This is a genomic window from Methanomassiliicoccales archaeon (genome assembly GCA_035527755.1).
GTDB lineage: Archaea > Thermoplasmatota > Thermoplasmata > Methanomassiliicoccales > UBA472 > UBA472.
In genome coordinates this window covers 12,238-32,474 of the sequence record DATKZX010000012.1, presented here as the reverse complement: position 1 = coordinate 32,474, position 20,237 = coordinate 12,238, and the positions used below count along the sequence as shown (strand labels likewise).

Annotated in this window: 22 protein-coding genes; 13 read left to right on the top strand and 9 right to left on the bottom strand. The window is 56.0% G+C overall.

Annotated features, from left to right (window positions below):
• Positions 1–19: 19 nt before the first annotated feature.
• Positions 20–988, bottom strand: coding sequence for a zinc ribbon domain-containing protein (locus tag VMW85_05065; GenBank protein HUT27397.1), 969 nt, complete (start codon positions 986–988; stop codon positions 20–22).
• A 63-nt stretch (positions 989–1,051) separates the two neighbouring features.
• Here VMW85_05065 and VMW85_05060 point away from each other — a divergent pair, with 63 nt between their 5' ends.
• From VMW85_05060 to VMW85_05050, 3 genes are read left to right on the top strand one after another with little or no spacing between them, the layout of a single operon-like run.
• Positions 1,052–2,005, top strand: coding sequence for a carbamate kinase (locus tag VMW85_05060; protein ID HUT27396.1), 954 nt, complete (start codon positions 1,052–1,054; stop codon positions 2,003–2,005).
• A 12-nt stretch (positions 2,006–2,017) separates the two neighbouring features.
• Complete coding sequence (locus tag VMW85_05055; protein ID HUT27395.1) at positions 2,018–3,133, top strand: GTP-binding protein; 1,116 nt, start codon at positions 2,018–2,020, stop codon at positions 3,131–3,133.
• A 44-nt stretch (positions 3,134–3,177) separates the two neighbouring features.
• Positions 3,178–4,341, top strand: coding sequence for an aminotransferase class I/II-fold pyridoxal phosphate-dependent enzyme (locus VMW85_05050; GenBank protein HUT27394.1), 1,164 nt, complete (start codon positions 3,178–3,180; stop codon positions 4,339–4,341).
• 2 nt (positions 4,342–4,343) lie between these two features.
• Here the strand turns inward: VMW85_05050 and VMW85_05045 are convergent, their stop codons facing one another.
• Positions 4,344–4,715, bottom strand: a complete 372-nt coding sequence (locus VMW85_05045; protein ID HUT27393.1) for a hypothetical protein — start codon at positions 4,713–4,715, stop codon at positions 4,344–4,346.
• Between the two features lie 88 nt (positions 4,716–4,803).
• Here VMW85_05045 and hisS point away from each other — a divergent pair, with 88 nt between their 5' ends.
• Entirely contained in the window at positions 4,804–6,048 is a 1,245-nt protein-coding gene (gene hisS / locus VMW85_05040; protein HUT27392.1) for a histidine--tRNA ligase, read from the top strand.
• 150 nt (positions 6,049–6,198) lie between these two features.
• On the opposite strand, the gene VMW85_05035 is transcribed toward hisS, so the two are convergent.
• A complete protein-coding gene (locus VMW85_05035) occupies positions 6,199–6,627 on the bottom strand; it encodes a ribonuclease HI family protein (GenBank protein HUT27391.1) in 429 nt (142 codons plus the stop codon).
• Positions 6,628–6,734: 107 nt separating this feature from the next.
• Between VMW85_05035 and gatC the strand changes: the two genes are divergently transcribed.
• From gatC to gatB, 3 genes are read left to right on the top strand one after another with little or no spacing between them, the layout of a single operon-like run.
• The gene (gatC, locus tag VMW85_05030; protein HUT27390.1) at positions 6,735–7,007 is read left to right on the top strand and encodes an Asp-tRNA(Asn)/Glu-tRNA(Gln) amidotransferase subunit GatC; all 273 of its coding nucleotides are present in this window, start codon (positions 6,735–6,737) and stop codon (positions 7,005–7,007) included.
• On the top strand, positions 7,004–8,323 hold the full coding sequence (locus VMW85_05025) for an amidase family protein (protein HUT27389.1): 1,320 nt from the start codon (positions 7,004–7,006) through the stop codon (positions 8,321–8,323). Before gatC ends, VMW85_05025 begins: the two co-directional genes overlap by 4 nt.
• The gene (gatB, locus tag VMW85_05020) at positions 8,320–9,657 is read left to right on the top strand and encodes an Asp-tRNA(Asn)/Glu-tRNA(Gln) amidotransferase subunit GatB (protein ID HUT27388.1); all 1,338 of its coding nucleotides are present in this window, start codon (positions 8,320–8,322) and stop codon (positions 9,655–9,657) included. Before VMW85_05025 ends, gatB begins: the two co-directional genes overlap by 4 nt.
• Here gatB and aspS read toward each other — a convergent pair.
• Both aspS and VMW85_05010 read right to left on the bottom strand, forming a co-directional pair.
• On the bottom strand, positions 9,654–11,471 hold the full coding sequence (aspS, locus tag VMW85_05015) for an aspartate--tRNA ligase (protein ID HUT27387.1): 1,818 nt from the start codon (positions 11,469–11,471) through the stop codon (positions 9,654–9,656). The genes gatB and aspS overlap by 4 nt on opposite strands.
• Positions 11,472–11,645: 174 nt before the next feature.
• A complete protein-coding gene (locus VMW85_05010) occupies positions 11,646–12,110 on the bottom strand; it encodes an Lrp/AsnC family transcriptional regulator (protein ID HUT27386.1) in 465 nt (154 codons plus the stop codon).
• A gap of 147 nt (positions 12,111–12,257) precedes the next feature.
• Here VMW85_05010 and VMW85_05005 point away from each other — a divergent pair, with 147 nt between their 5' ends.
• The 6 genes from VMW85_05005 (at position 12,258) to VMW85_04980 (ending at position 17,061) form a co-directional block, all read left to right on the top strand.
• Complete coding sequence (locus VMW85_05005) at positions 12,258–13,433, top strand: alanyl-tRNA editing protein (protein HUT27385.1); 1,176 nt, start codon at positions 12,258–12,260, stop codon at positions 13,431–13,433.
• Between the two features lie 128 nt (positions 13,434–13,561).
• Positions 13,562–14,905 (top strand): glutamine synthetase family protein, encoded by a 1,344-nt coding sequence (locus VMW85_05000; protein ID HUT27384.1) that lies wholly within the window; start codon positions 13,562–13,564, stop codon positions 14,903–14,905.
• A 27-nt stretch (positions 14,906–14,932) separates the two neighbouring features.
• Positions 14,933–15,631 carry an SOS response-associated peptidase gene (locus tag VMW85_04995; GenBank protein ID HUT27383.1) on the top strand — a complete coding sequence of 233 codons (699 nt, stop codon included), beginning with the start codon at positions 14,933–14,935 and terminating at the stop codon, positions 15,629–15,631.
• Between the two features lie 65 nt (positions 15,632–15,696).
• Entirely contained in the window at positions 15,697–16,065 is a 369-nt protein-coding gene (locus tag VMW85_04990; protein HUT27382.1) for a nascent polypeptide-associated complex protein, read from the top strand.
• A gap of 16 nt (positions 16,066–16,081) precedes the next feature.
• The gene (locus tag VMW85_04985) at positions 16,082–16,294 is read left to right on the top strand and encodes a HypC/HybG/HupF family hydrogenase formation chaperone (GenBank protein ID HUT27381.1); all 213 of its coding nucleotides are present in this window, start codon (positions 16,082–16,084) and stop codon (positions 16,292–16,294) included.
• Between the two features lie 59 nt (positions 16,295–16,353).
• Positions 16,354–17,061 (top strand): radical SAM protein, encoded by a 708-nt coding sequence (locus VMW85_04980; protein HUT27380.1) that lies wholly within the window; start codon positions 16,354–16,356, stop codon positions 17,059–17,061.
• 22 nt (positions 17,062–17,083) lie between these two features.
• Here VMW85_04980 and VMW85_04975 read toward each other — a convergent pair whose 3' ends face one another.
• From VMW85_04975 to VMW85_04960, 4 genes are read right to left on the bottom strand one after another with little or no spacing between them, the layout of a single operon-like run.
• Positions 17,084–18,022: a thiamine pyrophosphate-dependent enzyme gene (locus VMW85_04975; GenBank protein ID HUT27379.1), complete on the bottom strand. Its 939-nt coding sequence runs from the start codon at positions 18,020–18,022 to the stop codon at positions 17,084–17,086.
• Positions 18,019–19,182 carry a pyruvate ferredoxin oxidoreductase gene (gene porA / locus VMW85_04970; protein ID HUT27378.1) on the bottom strand — a complete coding sequence of 388 codons (1,164 nt, stop codon included), beginning with the start codon at positions 19,180–19,182 and terminating at the stop codon, positions 18,019–18,021. The genes VMW85_04975 and porA overlap by 4 nt, the downstream gene beginning before the upstream one ends.
• Positions 19,182–19,463, bottom strand: coding sequence for a 4Fe-4S binding protein (locus VMW85_04965; GenBank protein HUT27377.1), 282 nt, complete (start codon positions 19,461–19,463; stop codon positions 19,182–19,184). Before VMW85_04965 ends, porA begins: the two co-directional genes overlap by 1 nt.
• Entirely contained in the window at positions 19,463–20,023 is a 561-nt protein-coding gene (locus VMW85_04960; GenBank protein HUT27376.1) for a 2-oxoacid:acceptor oxidoreductase family protein, read from the bottom strand. The genes VMW85_04965 and VMW85_04960 overlap by 1 nt, the downstream gene beginning before the upstream one ends.
• Positions 20,024–20,237: the final 214 nt, after the last annotated feature.

Below are 20,237 nucleotides of genomic sequence, written 5' to 3'. Positions count from 1 at the left end.
TAAAAAAGGTTTTTGCGCTTCAGAGCTTGCGACCGCAGTTCCAGCACTTGGTATCGGTCTTCAGGAGCTTCGAGGAACACTGCGGACAGATGATCTCATCATCATCGAACTTGGCCCCGCAGCCGGGACACTTGTCCGAATCGGCCGGAACGTCCGCGCCGCAGTCGGAGCAGACGAACTTCTCATCCACGGCCTTCTTCTCCTTGGGCTTGCCGCGCTTCTGCTCCATCTCGAAGATCTTCTTCTTGGAGCGGTCCATCCACCAGGTCAGCAGCACCAGGATGTAGAACAGCACCGCGATGTTGAGGAAGGAGACCATGACCCCGGAAATCATGGAGTTGCTGAACACCTTGCCCATATCGGCGTTCACCGGTCCGAACGATTGTGTAGTGGTGACGCTGGCAGTATCGTTCTCCAGAATGAAGTTGTAGTAGTAGACGCCCTCTTCCATGTCGTTCAAGGTTAGGTAATAGACCGAACCTGCACTTGTGTTGGACAGGAGGGACATGCTGAGATTACGATCACTGGTGCCATCTCCCCAATTGTTGATGAGAATCACCCTTACGTCCGGATCGCCAGACGTTGAGGTCAGGGTGACGGTGAAGTTGAATGCATCACCTGGAATCCCTTTCACTGGAGTGACGGACCCAGCTATCAGAGAGTTGTCATCCGAGCTCAGCGGTGTTGGTTCGAAGTTGTCGATGGTGGCGTATAGCGCTGCCCCCAGAGATAACCCGATGACCAGGAACAGCCCTAATCCGAATATGGCCAACTTTTTCCGGTCCTTCAGACCGAAATAGGTCGGGATCCCATAGGCCAGCAATGCCACCACCATGGGCAGAAAGCAGAGTATCTGTGACACCCAGAGGTACGATATCAGGGTCAGGGACACCGTAACGATGAGGGCGAGAATTAAACCCAGGGGAATGGCCAACTTTGATTGGCGCACCCCCTTCATTCGCTCGTTGAACTTGTCAAGGGCTGACATCAACCGGCCATAATTATAGTATGTTTAAATCCTTTTGTTTAAACAGGAGGGAAGAGGCGCTTGATGAAAGAAGATAGGCTAGCCGTTCTAGCCCTGGGCGGCAATGCCATCCTGGAGGCAGGAGAGGAGGCCACCGTTGAGACCCAGATGAGAAACCTCGAAAGGGCCTTCAATCACATTCTGCCGTTGCTATCCTATTACCCGCGATTGGTCCTGACCCACGGGAACGGTCCGCAGGTGGGCAACATCCTGCTGCGCAACCAGGTGTGCCACCTGGAGACCCCACCCCTGCCGTTGGACGTCTGCGTGGCCGAGTCTCAGGGACAGATCGCCTACCTGGCCATGCAGGCCTGGGACCGCGTGTGCCGGCGATCAGGGACGGTCGTTCCTATGCTATCCGTGATAACCCGTACGGTAGTGTCCAAGAACGATTCCAGCTTCTCCGACCCGACCAAGCCGGTGGGGTCGTTCTATCCCGAAGAGAAGGCCAAGGAGCTGGAACGCTCCAATGGTTGGAAGTTCATCGAAGACGTCAAGCGGGGGGGCTTCCGTCGGGTGGTGCCCTCCCCGGACGTGCTGAGGTTGGCGGAAGAGGAGCAATTGAGCGCCCTTTGCGATCGCATGGAACGGCCTTTCGTCCTGCTCTGCAACGGTGGAGGCGGGGTCCCGGTGATATCCACCGCCGAAGGCTATGAAGGCGTGGAGGCGGTGGTGGACAAGGACCTGGCCTCGGCTAGATTGGCTCAGGTGTTGCATGCCGATATTTTAATAATGGTGACCGATGTTGAGGCCGTCTATCTGGATTTCATGAGCGATAGCCCGCGACCATTGAGGATTGTGACCGCCGCCGACATGCGTCGCCACTCCGAGGAAGGGCATTTCCCATCCGGGTCCATGGGACCCAAGGTGGAGGCGGCCGTTCGCTTCGTAGAGTCCACTGGCCGAAGGACTGTGATAACATCGGCCGAAAGGTTGATGGACGCCCTGGAAGGAAGGGCGGGCACCACAGTGGAATGAGGAAAAAACACAATGGCCCTGACAATAGAAGAGCAGGTCAAAGCGATCCAAGATGAGATCGACAAGACCCAGAAGAACAAGGCCACCGAGTACCACATCGGTAAGCTCAAGGCCAAGATGGCCAAGCTTCGCGATGAGGTGGAGAAAAGAAGGACTTCCAGCGGAGGCCCTGCCAAAGGGTATTCCGTCAAAAAGAGCGGAAACGCCACTGTGGCCCTCGTGGGATTTCCCAGCGTCGGTAAGTCCACTTTGTTGAACATACTGACCGGCGCCAAGTCCGAGGTGGGGTCCTATGATTTCACCACGCTCGACGTGGTCCCTGGCGCTTACGAGTACCAGGGAGCTAAGATCCAGGTCCTGGACATGCCCGGGCTGATCCGGGATGCCGCCAAGGGCAAGGGCCGAGGCAGGGAGGTCATCTCGGTGGTGCGCGCCTCAGACCTGGTACTGTTCGTTTTGGACTTCTACGATACCAACCTGCAGGTGCTGGTACGGGAGCTGGAGAATGCTGGGATGCGCATCAACACCCACCCTCCGGACGTGGTCATAACCCGCAGGGAGATCGGCGGCGTTGACGTTAAGTCGACGGTCAAGCTGACGAAGATCGACATGGAACTGGCCAGAGCCATGGTCGTGGAATATGGGCTGGTGAACGCAGACGTTGTCATTCGGGAGGATGTCGACCAGGACCAACTGGTGGACGTTCTTTCCGGGAACCGCATCTACATCAGCGCCGTCCTGGCCATCAACAAGATCGATATCTCCGACGCGACCTACCTGAAGGAGATACGTATAAAGTTCAAGGACTGGGACCCGGTCTTCATCTCCGCGGTCAAGGACATAGGCATCGACGATCTGAAGGCCAAGATCTTTCAAAGGCTGGAGCTCATTCGGGTCTACATGAAGAAGCAGGGAGAGGATGCTGATCTGGATGAACCGCTCATCGCCAAGCACGGAAGCACCGTGGGCGATGTCTGTGATTCCCTGCATCGTATCTTCAGGCTGAACTTCCGTTACGCCCTGATATGGGGGAAGAGCGCCCGCTTCCCAGGTCAGATGGTGGGATTGGAGCATAAGTTGGCCGACGGCGACGTCCTTTCGGTCATCTACAAACGTACCGGCGAGTAGGGAGAATGATTATACCGCTCACGGTGAATTCCCTAGCGATCTAAATGAAAGGATTGTCCACTCGCTCCGTGCATGACGGCGACCTGTCGATGAGGTTTGAGGGCGCCATCAACACACCCATCTTCCAGAGCAGCACTTTCGCATTTCCCACCGATGACCCGCGCTCTTGGGAAGGAGAGGTGCCAGAGGGCGCCTACATCTACAGTCGCTACGGCAATCCCACCGTAAATGCGGTGGAGAACAAGTTGGCATCCCTGGAAGGCGGAGAGTCCGCCCTGGCCTTCTCATCGGGTATGGGGGCCATATCCACCACGTTGCTGGCATTCCTGAAAAAAGGCGATAGGATCGTCGCCATGGAGGACCTGTACGGCGGGACCTACGCCCTGCTGAAGAACGAACTGCCACGGATGGGCATCGATGTGGAGTTCGTACCGACCACCTCCGCCGAGAAGCTCTGTCAGGCTATCGATGGAAGGACCAAGGTGGTGTATCTAGAAAGCCCGACCAATCCATTGTTGAAGCTTATCGATGTTCGGGAGACCTGTTCAATGGCGAAGGAGAGGGGCTGCAAGGTCCTGATAGACAACACCTTCGCCACTCCGATATTCCAGCGGCCCATCTCCATGGGCGTGGACGTGGTCCTGCACAGCGCCACCAAATACCTGAACGGGCACTCGGACGTGATCGCCGGTCTGGCCGTCGGTTCCAAGGAGGACATGGCATTGGTCCACCAGAAGCGCAAACTGTTGGGAGCGGTGCTGGACCCTTTGCCGGCGTATCTGATGGGCAGGGGGATGCGAACATTGGAACTGAGGATGAGGCGTCATGATTCCAACGCCCGGAAGGTGGCCGAGTTCCTGGAATCCCACCCCCGGGTGGAAAAGTGCATCTACCCCGGATTACCGTCCCATCCGGACCACGTCCTGGCTCAGAGACAGATGGACGGTTACGGTGGAATGGTCACCTTTGAAATGAAGGGGGGTCGAGAGGCCGCAGAGAACGCGCTCAAACGTTTCCAGATAATCGCCAAGGCCGCCAGCCTGGGAGGGGTGGAATCCCTGGCCAGCATGCCGGTCAACACCTCGCACGTATCGTTCGGCAAGGAAGCACGAAAGAGACTGGGCATTGGGGACGGGATGATCCGGCTCTCCGTAGGCATCGAAGATCCTGAGGACCTCTGCGAAGACCTGGAACAGGCCATGCGCTAGGTTCACTCGAATATGCCCTGGACGAACACCTCCTCTTCGAGCCCCCATTGCCGCACCAGTTCCTCGGCCTCCTCCAGGCAATCGAACGGCACCAGAAGCATGACCACATCGCCGTGGTAAGCATAGTTCATGGCCCGGGAGAACATGCCGTGGTCCCTGTCCACGGATTCGCACATCCATATCTCCCCGACCAAACGCCGGCCGTCCTGACGGCGGGCGACGATGTCCGGCACCATATCGCCGAAGCCTTCCGGTTTTATGGGAAACATCTCCAGATTGATCTGAAGCTCCGTGAAACCTTTATGGTCCAGATCGTCGGCCCAGGCCCGGAGCAGACGGTCCCTCCTTTCCTTTGGCTCGCCCTCGAGGATCATATCCGTTCGATGGTGCCAGGAGGTAAATATTTCTTGCGTTCTTCTCATTCACGCAATGTTTATTATCGACCATACTATCTCACGCCCCATGATCCAAAGGCCCCGGGGGACCAGGGATTTCGGCCCGGAGGAGATGGAGATACGCCGGTTCTTCGAGGACATGATGCGCCAGGAAGCCGTATTGCACGGTTTTCGTGAGGTCTCCACACCTATTTTCGAGCACACCGAGCTATTCACCCTCAAGTCTGGACCGGGAGTGGTCGAGGAGATATACGCCTTCCAGGACAAAGGCGGCCGGGAGATATGCCTGCGTCCCGAGCTTACCGCCTCGGTGGTGAGGTTCTTCCTTAACGATCTGACGAACTTTCCAAGGCCGCTGAAGATGTTCTACTTCGGCCAATGCTTCAGGTACGAACGTCCGCAGGCGGGTCGTTACCGGGAGTTCTTCCAGTTCGGGTCGGAGATCATCGGCAACCCAACGCCTGAGACGGATGCGGAAGTGATCGGACTGGCCGCGGCCATTGTGGAACGCAGCGGCCTGCGGGATTACCGCATCCGCATAGGGCACATCGGCATTTTGAGGGAGCTGCTCTCCCGGGCCGGGGTCGAGGGGGACAGGGCCCTGCCGATATTGCAGAAGCTGGACAAGAAGATGTATCCGGAGGCGGAGGACCTCATGACCCAAGCGGGGATCGCCCCTGAGATCATGGCCGAGATCGTCGAGACCACCAAGCTCACCGGCCCCATCTCCGTGCTGGATTCGTTCGAGGGACCGGCCCGGGATTACATCAGGGAGGTCTGCGACATCCTTCTGGCCATGGGGTTCGGCAACGTGAGCGTGGACCTAGGCGTCGTTCGCGGTCTGGCCTACTACACCGGCATGGTCTTCGAGGTGGATGCCCCCAAGTTGGGGGCTGAGAAGCAGATATGCGGCGGCGGCTCCTATTCACTGGCAGAGCTTTTCGGCGGGGAGAAGGTCTTTTCCACCGGATTCGCCATCGGTTTCGACCGTACGCTGTTGGCGTTGCAGACCGAGGGAGCGGCTCTACCGCAGGAACGGTTGACCGCCTTTGTGGTTCCGGTGAACGACCTGATGCGAGGGCACGCTTTCAAACTGGTATCGGAACTGAGACGCGCCGGTATCTCCGCTGACATCGACCTTATGCGACGGAACATGGGCAAGAACCTGAAGTTCGCCGCCGCTATGAAGGCCAAGTATGCCATAATCGTGGGGGATAAGGAGCTGGAGAGCGCTTCTGTCACTTTACGGGACCTTTCCAGCGGAGAGCAGTCCCTGGTGAGCATGTCGGACATCGTAGCAAAATTGAAGTGATGGGCGCGTTGGGACCGGAGGAGGGGGGATCACAAGGGAGTGAATTAAATAGGAGGAAAAACGCCCCCGGCCCCTAGCGCTTATTACCCTGCAAATTCCATCTAGTATATAATAGCTCTGTTGCTGCAACTAGGCTTGTCCGAACCTTCGTCATTTACGAAGTTGTTGGGCAAGGACGTGCTGGTCCAGTACCCAGTTGACCATGGAATCCGCCTTGGTTATGATGGGGTTCTCCCGGTATACGTGGTTCGCCTTGGCGGAGGTGAAGCCCTCAAGCAATTTTATCGCCTCGGCGAACAGCGGTATGAGATTCGGCGCCTTGACCCGGTACTGTCCTTTCAATTGCTTTATGACCAGCTCGGAGTCCATGAACACCTCCACCTCGGCGGCGCCGCGGCTCTTGACCTCCTTGAGACCGGCCAATAGTCCATGGTACTCCGCTTCGTTGTTCGTCATCGTCCCTATGAAGTTGGACCCGGAACCGATCTCCTTGCCTTTCTCGTCGCAGATTATGAAAGCGTAGGCCGAGCGTCCGGGATTGCCCCGCGAACCTCCATCGCTGTACAAGCGCAATTTCATCGCCGGAGAATGGTTTTGGGTATTAATTCCTCCTGGTATCCGAAACTTTGACAATAGGCTATCATATACCATCACAGCCGCCTAAGGACGGCACGGACGTCGATAGCATGGACCGAGAGATAATAGCCCGGGTGGCCAAAGTGGCCAGGCTCGAACTGACCGAGGAGGAGATGGAACGCTACGCCCAGGACCTGGACGACATCCTCAATAGCTTCTCGATCCTGGACGAGGCTCCCATGTGCGATAACTTCACCTTCAACCCCATAGCGGTCGTGGACGTTCTGAGGGAGGACCAGCCTGGCCAGGACATCGACCCCCAGCTGCTGCGTAAGCAGATGAGGACCTACGAGGATTATGTCAGGGGGCCTCGATTATCGTGAGCGTCCCCGCTCCTCATGACCTGATACGTTTCGCCAAGGAACGATATCATGCCTTCACCGAGATAGCGGAGACCTTTGTCGACGCTGAGTTCCATTTCTCGGCCAAGGACAATCTGTGCGCCAATGGATTTCAGGCCCGGGCCGGCTCGGCCATTCTGGAAGGTTATGTTCCACCGTTCGACGCCGCACCGATCCAAAGGCTCAAGACCGCCGGCGGACAGCTGGTAGGCAAGACCACCATGGACGAGTTCGGCTTCGGTACCTTCAGCGTCAATTCTGCGCACGGGATACCGCTTAACCCCTTCGATATCCAGCGCAGCTGCGGAGGATCGTCAGGCGGTGCTGGAGCAGCGGCATGCCTGATCCCCGGGCATATCGCCTTGGGCGTTTCCACCGGAGGCTCCATATCCGGTCCCGCATCCTTCTGCGGGGTGGTCGGACTGTCGCCTACCTATGGCCGGGTCTCCCGCTACGGCCTCATCGACTACGGTAACTCCCTGGACAAGGTCGGTCTGCTGTCCCGTTCGGCAACATTGGTGCGAAAGCATTTCCGGACGATCGCCGGACCGGACCCCAAGGACCCTACCTCCTGCGCCCAGCCTCAACTTCCGACCAAGGGCGGGATGCCCGATTCCTTGGCCGTGCCCAAGGAGGCCCTGGCCAACTTGGACCCGGCAGTGAGCAAGGGATTTCAGGAGGCCGTCGGTAGAATACGGGAAATGGGGGTGAAGGTCGAGGAGATCTCCATGCCCTCCCTGCGCTACGCGATGCCCGCCTATTACATTCTGGCGACCTCGGAGGCCTCCACCAACCTGGCTCGTTACTGCGGTATGCGTTTCGGCCGCCGGGAGGAAGAGCTCAATCAGCACTTCAACGATTTCTTCTCCGGCGTTCGCTCGCAGAGCTTCGGTGATGAGGCGAAACGCCGCATCCTTCTGGGCACGTTCTGCCGCATGGTCGGGTTCCGCAGCCGCTACTACCTGAAGTCCTTGGCCGTACGGCAGATGCTCATCGAGGAATACCGCAAGGTGTTCCAGGACCATCAGATGGTGCTCACACCTACCATGCCCTTCTTGCCTCCGCGCTTCGAGGACATTAGCAAGATGACGCCGTTGGAGATATATGGAGCGGACTTCCTGACCATCCCACCGAACCTCACTGGGATGCCTCATGTATCCTTACCATGCGCTTACCAGCAGGGGCTGCCAGTGGGAATGCAGCTGGTCTCCGACCATTGGCATGAGATGGACCTGCTGGAGATGTCCTCCGAGTGGGAGGCACACTTCCCTTACCGATTCCCGGAGGTGGGACCATGAAGATCGGGCTGGAGATGCATTTCCAATTACCGACACGGTCCAAGCTTTTCTGTTCCTGCCCGACGAGCGCGGCCGATCCGAACCACAACATCTGCCCGGTCTGTCTGGGATATCCAGGTTCCCGCCCTTCGCTGAACCGTAAGGCGTTGGAAGTGGGATTGACCATCGCCCGCTTCCTGGACTGCCGGATCGAGGATAGGGTGTGGTTCTCTCGCAAGACCTACTTCTATCCCGATCTGGTGAAGAACTTTCAGATCACCCAGTACGAATCACCGCTGGGCACTGATGGCCATTTCGATCTGAACGGACGCAGGATCGGTATCTGGCGTGTTCATCTGGAAGAGGACCCGGGACGCATCAAGAGGGTGGGGCGCTCGGGGGAGGAGATATCATTCGTCGATTACAACCGCAGCGGCATCCCCTTGGTCGAGATAGTCACCGCCCCGGACATGCAGTCGCCGGCCGAGGCCCGGGTCTTCATCGACCAACTGATCATCGAGCTGAGGTCGCTCTGCGACCTGGATGCCCAGGACGAGCAGAAGGTCAGAGTGGACGCCAATATATCCGTGGGCGAAGAACGGGTGGAGATCAAGAACGTCCAGGGGCTGCGCAATGTTGAACGGGCCTTGAAGTTCGAGGCTGTCCGTCAAACGAAGCTTTTGGCCGCTGGAAAGAAGGTGATACTGGAGACCAGGCGTTACGACGAGGAACGCAGGGTCACCATGTCCGCCCGTGATAAGGAAACGGAGGAGGACTACGGTTACATCGGGGAACCGGACCTGGGCGAGTTCCACATCGGCCAGATGGCCGAGGAGCTGGACCTCAAGGAGACACCCCTGGTCCGCGCCAGACGTTTGGTGACCGACCACGGGATCAATGATGCCACCGCCAAGCAGCTGGTGCTGACCTCCTCATCGCTGACCGACATGTTCGAGCTGTTGTGCCGGAGCGTATCTTCGGAGAAGGCGGTCACATGGACCATGGGGCCGATCTCCAGCAACTGGTCCGCTCTGCAGGACCGCCACGAACTATGGTCAGATGTGGTGGCCGCGGTGAAAGCGGATTCGGACGGCGAGATAACGGATAACGAGGCGAAACGCAGGATACTGTCGCTGGCCGGGGTGAAGCAGGAGAACGCCGAGGCCGGAGATGCCGATCTGGACCACATGATATCCGATTTCATTGATGCCCACCCCGAGGTCCTGGCCGACTACCGCAAGAACGCCAAGGCCGCCAACACGGTCATCGGTCACGTCATGAAAGAGAGCCGGGGACGATATTCCTCGAAAGATGTGGTGGAAGAAGTAAGAAAGGAATTGGAGAAAAGGGTTTAGTCCTCGTCCTCATCGGCCAGGCAAAGCAGCTGCAGCTCGTTGAGCTTGGCCTCCTCCACCTTCGTGGGAGCGCCGTCGACCAGCGACTGGAACTTCTTGTTCTTCGGGAACGCTATCACATCACGGATGCTCTCGCAGCCTAGCAGCATGGAGCACAGACGGTCTATCCCCATACCGATGCCGCCGTGGGGCGGGGCGCCATACTCCAAGGCTTCCAGGAAGAAGTCGAACTCCCTCTGCATGGCCTCCTTGTCCATTCCCAGGATAGAGAATATCTGGCGTTGGATATCGGCGTCGTGGTTTCTTAGCGATCCCGAACCGATCTCGCTTCCGTCTAGGACCAGATCATAGGAGTGGCCCTTCACGTTCTCACGTTCCTTGCCGTCGGGGATCCTGTCGCCCACCGGCCGTACGAAGGGGTGATGGAAACTTGTCAGTCCGCCAGTGGCCGCGTCCCTCTGGAACAGGGGGCACGAAACGACCCATACGAACTGATGACCTTTGCCCTCCAGCAGACCCAGGTCCCTCGCCAGTTTGAGACGGAGCTGTCCGCCGGCCTTGAGGACGTTTTCCTTGGAGCCTGCCAGGTATAGCAGTAGGTCGCCCTGTTCGGCCTTCATTCTCTCGGCCAAAGAAGTTCGCACCTCGTCGGGGAAGTACTTGACGATATTGGAGTTGAGCCCCTCAAGGGTCATGCGCATCCAGGTGATCCCCCCCATACCTTGGGATTTGGCCCACTCGATGAGCCGGTCCACCTGTTTACGCCCGACGGAGCCGTCCTCATCCTGTTCCTTCATCAGGGAGGCCTTGAGGTTTATACAGGTTACCATCCCTCCCTTGGCCAGGACCTTCTGGAATATCTCGTAAGGAGCGTTGCGAACGATATCGGTGACCTCTTCCATCTCCAGGCCGAAGCGCACGTCCGGAGCATCGGTGCCAAACTTGGACATGGCGTCCTTCAGATCGATGCGGGGGAAAGGAACAGGCAGTTCCTGATCGAACATCTGCTTCCACACATAGGAGTACATCCTCTCGACCAAGGACAGTATGTCGTCCATCTCCACGAACGACATCTCCAGGTCCAGTTGGGTGAACTCAGGTTGACGGTCGGCCCGGCTGTCCTCGTCACGGAAGCATCGGGCAATCTGGAAGTAGCGTTCCACTCCGCCCACCATGAGCATCTGCTTGTACAGCTGCGGTGATTGCGGCAGGGCGTAGAACTGCCCGGGCATGTTGCGCGAAGGCACCAGGAAATCTCTGGCTCCTTCACGGCTGCTGCGGGTCAGCATGGGTGTCTCAACGTCCATGAACCCTTCCATATCCAGGAAGCGGCGGGCGTGGGAGATGAGCTTGGACCGGAACTGGAGGTTGGCGTTCATCTCCTTCCTCCTCAGGTCCAGGTAGCGGTACTTCAGCCGCAGGTCCTCTCCGGGAAGCATAAAGTTCTTCTGCTCAGCTATCTCGAAAGGTATCGGCTTGGATCGACTGAACACTTTGGCCTGTTCGATCAGTACCTCGATCTGTCCAGTGAGGTTTCGCTGGTCCTCAGTGCCTTCCACACGGTCACGGACGACGCCGGTGACCGTGATCACGAACTCCCGACCGACGCTATTCAATATTGGCTTCAAACGCGCCAAATCCTCGTCGTTGGTGGCCTCGGGATCGAACACCGCTTGGGTGCTGCCGTGGGAGTCGGCGATATCATAGAAAAGCACGCCTCCGTGATCCCTGAAGAACCTTACCCAACCGGCGAGGGTCACTCGCTTGCCAAGGTCATCTTTAGTTAGTTTTCCGCAATGGTGTGTCCTCAACATTTCCATTCCTCTGGTCGGATATGGTCGGTAAGCCGGAGTAACGTGGACGCCCTATTAAATCCTTATCTCAATGTATTTGAGCATTATGATTACAAATGGCAGTATTAAACTGATTTTTCCATCATACTGCCAACGTAATAAAAATATGATGGACGGAATGCGTTTGAAAACCCATCATTTTCCTTCAGTTGGGCTGAAATCGGGCATGAAGTTGAACGGGTCCTTGATAACATTGAGTATGACATAGGTGTTGGTCTTCTTCACCCCGGGTATGATGAGCATGGACTTGACCACCTGACTGAACTCTTCACGGGATCGGCAGGCGACCCAGGCGATGGAATCGCATTCCCCGGTCACGTCCAGAATGGCCACGATGTTCTTCAGCTCCTTTATGCGCCGTTGGATCTCTATGAGGTCCCCTTCAACGTAAATGTGCACTATGGCCATGAACTCGTAGCCCAGCTTCATGTAGTCGACGTTGGCCCGATAACCCCGGATAACGTCGTTCTGCTCCATGTTACGCACACGCTGCATAAGTGTCGTAGGATGTATGCCCAAACGCTTTGCGATCGCTCGGGACGATCCCTGACTGGACTTGCACAATTCCTCAACGATCCTTTTATCCAAATCATCCAACATATTATGACCCTTTTAACTGGAACTTGATTGGGTATGTTCCCTTAGATACATGTCTTTTAAGATAGTTAAATAAGTGCTCATATGTCTAATTATTTTTTGTCCCTGGTAGGCGTGGATTATTTACCCGCCTTTGACCATTCCCGGAGCATGACCCTGAGGCTCTACGAGGACGATCCATATCTTAGCGAGTTCACCGCGAGGGTGCAGAAGATAGATGGGGATCGGATTTTCTTGGACCGTACTGCTTTCTATCCTGGCGGCGGGGGGCAGGAGAGGGACAGGGGAACGATCGAAGGTCTGGAGGTCACTGAACTAAAGGGCAAAGGGGAAATAGCACACCTGATCCCTGGGCATCTCTTCGAAATAGGGCAGGAGGTGACCGGTAGGATCGATTGGGAGAACCGCCTTTCACTGATGCGGGCACACACCGGTGAACATCTGCTATTCGCTGCTCTTTCCCACCTTACCGAACTGGAATTGGTAAAGATATCTTTGACCAGTGAGAGGAAGGTTCTCATCGTCAAGGGCCATGTCACCTGGGAGATCATCCTGGAGGCGACGCGGGAGGTCAATACCATCATTGCTAAGGGAGCACCGGTGATCTGCCGCCTGATGAACAAGGAGGAGCTGACCGAGGGAGGTCCCAGGGTCAAACTGGAACGTATCCATGACCAAAAGGTCCGTGTGGTATTCATCGGAAAGCATGACCAGGCGGCCTGCGCCGGGGTGCATCTGAAGGACGCCAATGAGATAGGTATGCTGATGGTGGACAAACTTACATCGGCCAAACCGGCCGGAGATTGGGAGATAGAGTTCCTCGTGGGGCCGACGGCCGTCAGCGCCGCCTTGGTCCATTCGGTCAGAGCGCTAATGTTGGCTGAGAGGATGGGCGCCCTTCCCCAGGACAGCCTGACCGCTTTCGACAACCGAGAACGGGAGATGATCAAGTGCCGAGAATCCCTGAAGCATTATGCTCGAGAGACCCTTTCCAAGCTGGAACCATCGGAGGTCGGTGGCATGAAGGTCTTCTCCGGCGTCTTTACCGGTCTGGATAGGAAGTTGCTGATGGAGAAGGCCTCTGAGATCGCCTCCGGGAACAATTCATTCGTGGCACTGGTCTCTCATGATGACAAGACCTTTTTGGTTTTGGCCTGTTCATCGGACGTTCGTTTGGACTGCGTCTCACTGCTCAATAAGGTGCTAGGCGCGCATGGTGGTCGCGGGGGGGGCAGGTCCGGCTTCGCCAGCGGCGGTACCAACGACCAAGTGGATGCGGAAAGACTGCTGCAGAATGTATTGAATACCGTCAAAAATATTAATTAAACACCTTTAATACATCATTTGTTCATTGTTTTAAATCAACATTATACATTTGAACTAATAAACAGCTATATATTACTCATTTGTTGCAAAGCAAATTATTTAATATACATTTGTTTAACCATATGTCAATGGCGACTGAAAAGGACTTCTGTGAGATGAAAGAGGCCATCTTGAAGAAGGTGAAGAAAGAGGGAGTGAAGTTCATCGAAATGCAGTTCTCCGATATCCTGGGAACGGTAAAGAGCATATCGATCCCTACTTCCAGATTGGAGAGCATGATCGATGACGGTGTCTTCCTGGACGGTTCTTCTATCCTGGGTTATGCCACCATCGAAGAATCGGACATGAGGGCCAACCCCATATTGGATTCTTTCCAGATATACCCCTGGATAGATGACGCGATAAAGACCGCCCGGTTCATGTGCACCATATCCGATCACAACGGCAACCGTTTCAAGGGCGATCCCCGCTGGGCCCTGGAAAAGATGGTGACCAAGGTCAAGGAGATGGGCTACGATTTCAACGTCGGCCCTGAGTTCGAGTTCTTCCTGTTCCCTCTGAAGGACGGGATACCGGTCCCTGTACCGGCCGACGCCGGCGGTTACTTCGACCTCATGCCCTTGGACAAAGGCGAGATCGCCCGCAAGGAGATGGTACTGGCCTTTGACGAACTGCAGTACGATATGGAAGCTTCGCATCACGAGGTCGCCCCAGGGCAGGTCGAGATAGATCTGCGCTATCAGGACGCCTTGACCATGGCCGACCGCATGCTGACGTTGAAGTACGGTGTCAAATGCATAGCCATGAAGTACGACCTGTTCGCCAGCTTCATGCCCAAACCGTTGTTCGGATGCAACGGCTCAGGGATGCACGTTCACCAGTCCCTGTGCTCCAAGGACACCAACGCCTTCTACGACCCGGACGGCAAATGGGGATTGAGCCAGATGGCCATGCACTACATGGGCGGCCTATTGAACCACGCCAGGGAGAACTGTGCAGTACTGGCCTCATACGTTAACTCGTACAAGCGCCTGGTGCCTGGATTCGAAGCGCCTTGCTACATTTCCTGGGCCAACATGAACCGAAGCGCCCTGATACGTGTCCCTGCCGGTCGCGGCATGAGGACCAGGGTGGAGCTGAGGAACCCTGACCCGGCGGGTAACCCATACCTGCAGTTCGCGGTCATGCTCGCTTCCGGTCTAGACGGTATAAAGAACAGGACCGCCCCCACGGAGCCGGTGGAGAAGGACATCTATCACATGTCCAAGGAAGAGAGGATCAAGAACAAGATCACCGACCTACCGATGAACCTGGGCGATGCGATCGAGGTCATGTCCCAAAGCAAGGTGATGAAGGAGGCTCTAGGTGAGCACATCTTCAACCATTACCTGCACCTCAAACGCATGGAGTGGGACGACTATCGTAAGTACGTCACGAACTGGGAGATCGAAAGGTACCTCAGGGTCCTTTAAACCCCTTTCCTCAAACCTTTTATCCTTTTGAATCCCAATATATACTATGTGTGCGGCCGTTTCTCCCTCGGCCTGGTATACGGTTTCTCGACCAGGTTCGGGGTGCCAGAGGATCCGAAGATCGTTCCTCGTTACAACATCGCCCCATTTCAACATGTGCCCATCATAGTCCGCGAAAGTCCCAATTCACTCAGATGGATGCGCTGGGGACTGATACCTCACTGGGCCAAGGGGGAGGAGTACGGTCTCAAGCTGATCAACGTCCGATCCGAATCCGCTTTGGAGAAGCCCATGTTCAAGCCCCTTCTGAACCACCAACGGTGCTTGGTCCCTGCCACAGGGTTCTACGAATGGCAGAGGCAGGGCGGCCGGAGACAACCTTTTCACATTCGTCTGCGGGAGCAGGAGTATTTCGCCATGGCCGGCATTTATGATCATTGGACGAAAGGAGGGAAGGACCTGATCACCTTCAGCATCCTTACCACCCAGGCCAACGAGGCGGTGAAAGCGGTTCACGACCGAATGCCGGTCATCCTAAACGGACAAGGGGAAGAGGCATGGTTGAACAAAGAGGTGCTTTCCGAAGATGAACTGCATGGTCTGTTCACCCCCTATCCGGCAGGATATATGGACATCTACCAGGTATCGGACCTGGTCAACGATCCCCGGAAGGACGACCCCCGGATGGTCGATCCCTACAAAAAGCATCAATCCACGTTGTTCTGACTGCGACGGCGGTTCCGATTTCCCAACCATATTTATATGTGTAGCAATAATCCGTCGACGATCGCATGATGCCAGGAATGGGAAGAGGGGTGAACCCGCGCCAGATGAAGCAGGCCATGAAGCGCATGGGCATATCTCAGGAAGAGATGCAGGGCGTAGAGGAGGTCATCATCAGGACCGCTGATAAGGAATACGTCATCAAAGGCGCGACAGTATCATGCATCGTCATGCAGGGACAGAAGACCTATCAGGTGGTAGGCGAGGCCGAAGAGCACCTTCGCCAGGCGGTCGAACAGGGGGAGGCCGACATTCCGGACCAAGACATCGAACTGGTCATGTCGCAGACCGGTGCCTCCAAGGAGAAGGCCGTTCAAGCCTTGAAGGACTGCGAAGGACAGCCCGCCGAGGCCATTTTGAAGATCATGTCGGGGTGATAAAATGTGTTTAGCAATGCCAGCAAAGATAATTTCCGTCGTAGGTGCGGAAGCGGAGGTCGATTTCGGCGGAGCGATACGTAAGGCCAACCTGTCCATGGTCGACGCCAAGGTAGGCGAATACGTCATCATCCACGCCGGTTTTGCCATTCAGAAGGTGGACGAGGATGAGGCCCGGGAAACCCTGAAGCTGTGGTCCGAGTTCTTGGAACAATCCGAGTTGGCCTGAACAGGAAACCTTTATGTGCTAGCCCCTGCCCTAAGAGGACCAGAGCGGAAGGAGCACACATGAAGATCGTCTACGGGCCGATTAGATCTCTGGGCTTTGGAAAAGCCATGGTCGTAGATCCGATATGCAGGCACCCGAAGGTGTGCAACTTCAATTGCGTGTACTGTCGTCTTGGACAGCGTGGTATTTTGATCCTGGAGCGAACGAAGTTTCTCGACGAGAGATCGATCATTGAACAGGCGGGAGAGTGCCTCTTTCGCGATGAATGCGACATGATCATGTTCAAAGGAACCGGAGAACCTTTGCTGGCCAGTAATATTTTCAGCATGGTGAGGAAATTGAAGGAGACCGCTCCCAAGAAAGTGGCGTTATTGACGAACTGCTCTTTGTTGCGAGATCCGGAAGTGTTGAGCGGCCTGGGAGCGTTCGATATCATCGTGGCTAAGCTGGACGCGGCCGACGAGGATACCTTCCAGCGGGTCAACCGACCGCATCCTTCGATAAAGTTCTCCGAGATGTTGGAAGGTCTGAAGGAAGCGAGACGCCTGTTCGAGGGGTCCTTCCGGGTGCAGGTGACCCTGGTACGAGAGAACCTGAATGGACTGGAAGGCATTGCCCAGATATGCAGAGATATCTGCGTCGACCTTGTCTACCTCAACACCCCTGAGAATTGCGACCCACCGCATCAGGTAACGAAACGAGAGATGCAGTCAGCCTTGGACAAGTTCGTCGGTGTTCACTGCGCTTGCGCACAAGATAAAAAATAAAAAAAGGAAGGGAAGGGGTTTCTTACATCTCGCAGAGCTTGATCAACTGCTCCCATTTCTGGTCCACGTTCTGCTGGATCTCATCGGCCACCGAGGTGAACTTGCCCTTCATGAGATGCTTGAACCGTCCCTGGGAGTTCAGCCAGTCGGCCACTGGTTTCTTTTCCTTGGAACCTTCGGCGATGCGCAGGCTCTCTCCGGTCAGTCTCCAGGTGCCAGCTTCGCACTCGTACAACGGCCAGATGCATGTTTCCACGGCCAGGCGGGACAATTCGATGGTCTTCGAACCATCATGCCTCCAACCGCGGGGGCATGGGGAGATGACATTTATGAACGCCGGTCCCGGAATGTCAAAACCCTTGCGCGACTTCCCCACCAGGTCCTTCCAGTTGTGTGGTGAGGCCTGTGCGGCGTAGGGCAGGTCGTGGGCGATGATGATCTTGGTCAGGTCCTTGGGGAACTCCCTCTTTCCCGGGATGCAGCTGCCCGCTGGACATGTGGTGGTGGAGGCGCCCTTCTGGGTGGCCCCGCTCCTCTGGATCCCGGTGTTCATGTATGCCTCGTTGTTGAAGCACACGTAGAGGAAGTCATGTCCCCTCTCGATCGCTCCCGATAATGACTGGAAGCCGATATCGTAGGTGGCACCATCCCCGCCGAACGCCAGAAACTTGATCTCCTGGTCCAGCTTGCCCTGTCGGCGCAGGGAGTTATAGGCCGCCTCGACCCCGCTCATGGTGGCTGGCGCGTTCTCGAAGGCCGTGTGTATCCACGGAACCTCCCAAGAGGAGAACGGATAGATGGAAGTGGACACCTCGAAGCAGCCAGTGGCGTTGGCCACTACTACTGGCTTGTCCGTGGCCATCAGTACCTGCCTTGCTATTATCGGTTCAGCACATCCGGCGCAGAGGCGATGCCCCTCGCACATGCGTACCTCGCGGTGGGTCAGCTCTTTGATGTTCATTTCCTCACCCCCATGTAGTTGATGCGTTCTCCTTTGCCTGCCATGATCTCCTCGAACACCCCTACGAGCTGCTCGGGCATTACATCCCTTCCGCCCAGTCCGTAAATGTAGTTGGTGATCTTGGGGGCATCCTCCGTGGAATAGAGGGACTGCACGATGTCGGAGTAGAGCGCCCCCCCAGTTCCTGGGCTCATGGCCCGGTCCATGACCGCCACGGCCTTTTTGCCCTTCAACATCGCGGCGAGGTCATCAGCGGGGAATGGACGGAACAAACGTATCTTGACCGTTCCCACCTTGTGACCCTGCTCCCGCATCTGGTCCACCACGTAGCGCAGGGTGCCGGAGGTGGAGCCCATGGCCACCACCACATATTCGGCATCCTCCGTCCGGTAACCTTCCACCAGGTCGTATTGGCGTCCAGAAAGCTTGGCGTACTCCGCCATGATCTCCCTGGTAACGTCGAACACGTTCTCCATGGCCACCGCTAACTGGTATTTTATCTCGTAATAGTAATCGGGCATGGCGATCGGCCCGTAGGTAGTGGGGTTCTTCAGGTCCAACAATGGCCTTATGGCATGGTATGGCCCAACGAACTTTTTCACCTCTTCATCTTCCAAGGGCTCGAATCTCTCCAGAGCGTGGGTGATGATGAAACCGTCGATGCAGGTTATGGTCGGCAGCCTTACCTTCATGTGCTCAGCGACACGGAAAGCGATCAGAGTGTTGTCGTAGGCCTCCTGCACGTTCTCCCCGAATATCTGCACCCAACCAGAGTCCCTGGCGCCCATGGCATCGCTGTGATCGCAATGGATGTTGATAGGTCCGCTCAAGGTACGGTTGGCGATGGCCATGACGATAGGTGTTCTCATGGAGGAAGCGATGTACAGTACTTCCCACATGAACGCCAGTCCAGCCGAGGCGGTGGCAGTGGCCACCCTGGCCCCAGCGGCCGATGCTCCGATGCAAATGCTCAAGGCGCTGTGCTCGGACTCCGCGCATACGTACTCGGTGTCCACGATCCCGTCGTGAACGAAATCGGAGAATGACTCCACGATGATGGTCTGTGGGGTGATGGGATAGGCTGCCACCACGTCCGGGTTGATCTGCCTCCAGGCCATAGCTATGGCCGTGTCCCCGTTGACCGCTATAGGTTTGCTCATTACACTCCCTCCTCAATCATGGTGATGGCTTTGGCCGGGCACTGGTTAGCGCAGATGCCGCAGCCCTTGCAATGTGAATATTTGAAACCGACCATCTTCTCGTCCACCACTAGGACGCTGTTGTCCGGGCAGTATATCCAGCATGTCAGACAATTGGTGCATTTGTCCTTGTCCACTTCCGGCCTCTTGGAACGCCATTCACCGGTCAGGTATCTCTTGGAGCTTCCCCGCTCGGTGATCATCCCTCCGGCCGGTAGTTCGCTCGATCTCTCATTGGCCATTATTGCACCTCCTCGTATGCCCTTTTGATAGCCTTCAAGTTCTTTTCCACCACGGCATCGCTTAGTTTTCCGGACATCTTGTTCCTCATCTCATCGATGATGGTGTCGATACCGACCACGTTGGTGACCTTGACCAGCGCCCCCAACATGGCGGTGTTGGCCATTGGTCTACCGATCTCTTCCAAAGCTATCTTGGTGGCGTTGACCGCGTGTACGTTTTCCGTCCGGCCGACGATCCCCTCAAGCTTAGCGTTATCTTCCGGGAAATTGGCGATCACCGCTCCACCTTCCTTCAGGCCCTCCACCACTTTGCCCGCCTTCAACAAGGTCGGGTCGATGATCAGAACGACATCGGGATAATAGACCTGGCTATGTACGGTTATAGGCTGATCCGAGATACGGGCGAAAGCTCTGATGGGCGCTCCCATCCTTTCCGGTCCGAACTCGGGGAAGGCCTTGATGTACTTACCCTCTGCAAGAGCAGCAGCAGCCAAGATCTCATTCGCGGTGACGGCCCCTTGACCGCCCCTTCCATGCCACCTAATTTCAATGGTGCTCACATCAACTCCTCATACGGTATTTTCTCTAATTAGTAATCATATATAACCATTTCAAAAAATTGTTTACGAATGACACAGTTAAACAGTGAAAAACCTTCGAAAATACGAAAAACACATAGTATTTACGGAATCATTTAGTCCATTCAGAATTATTTACAGACCTATATCTTCCAATCTTTAGATGCTTCACCCTTCCGGGGACATATTCCTAAAG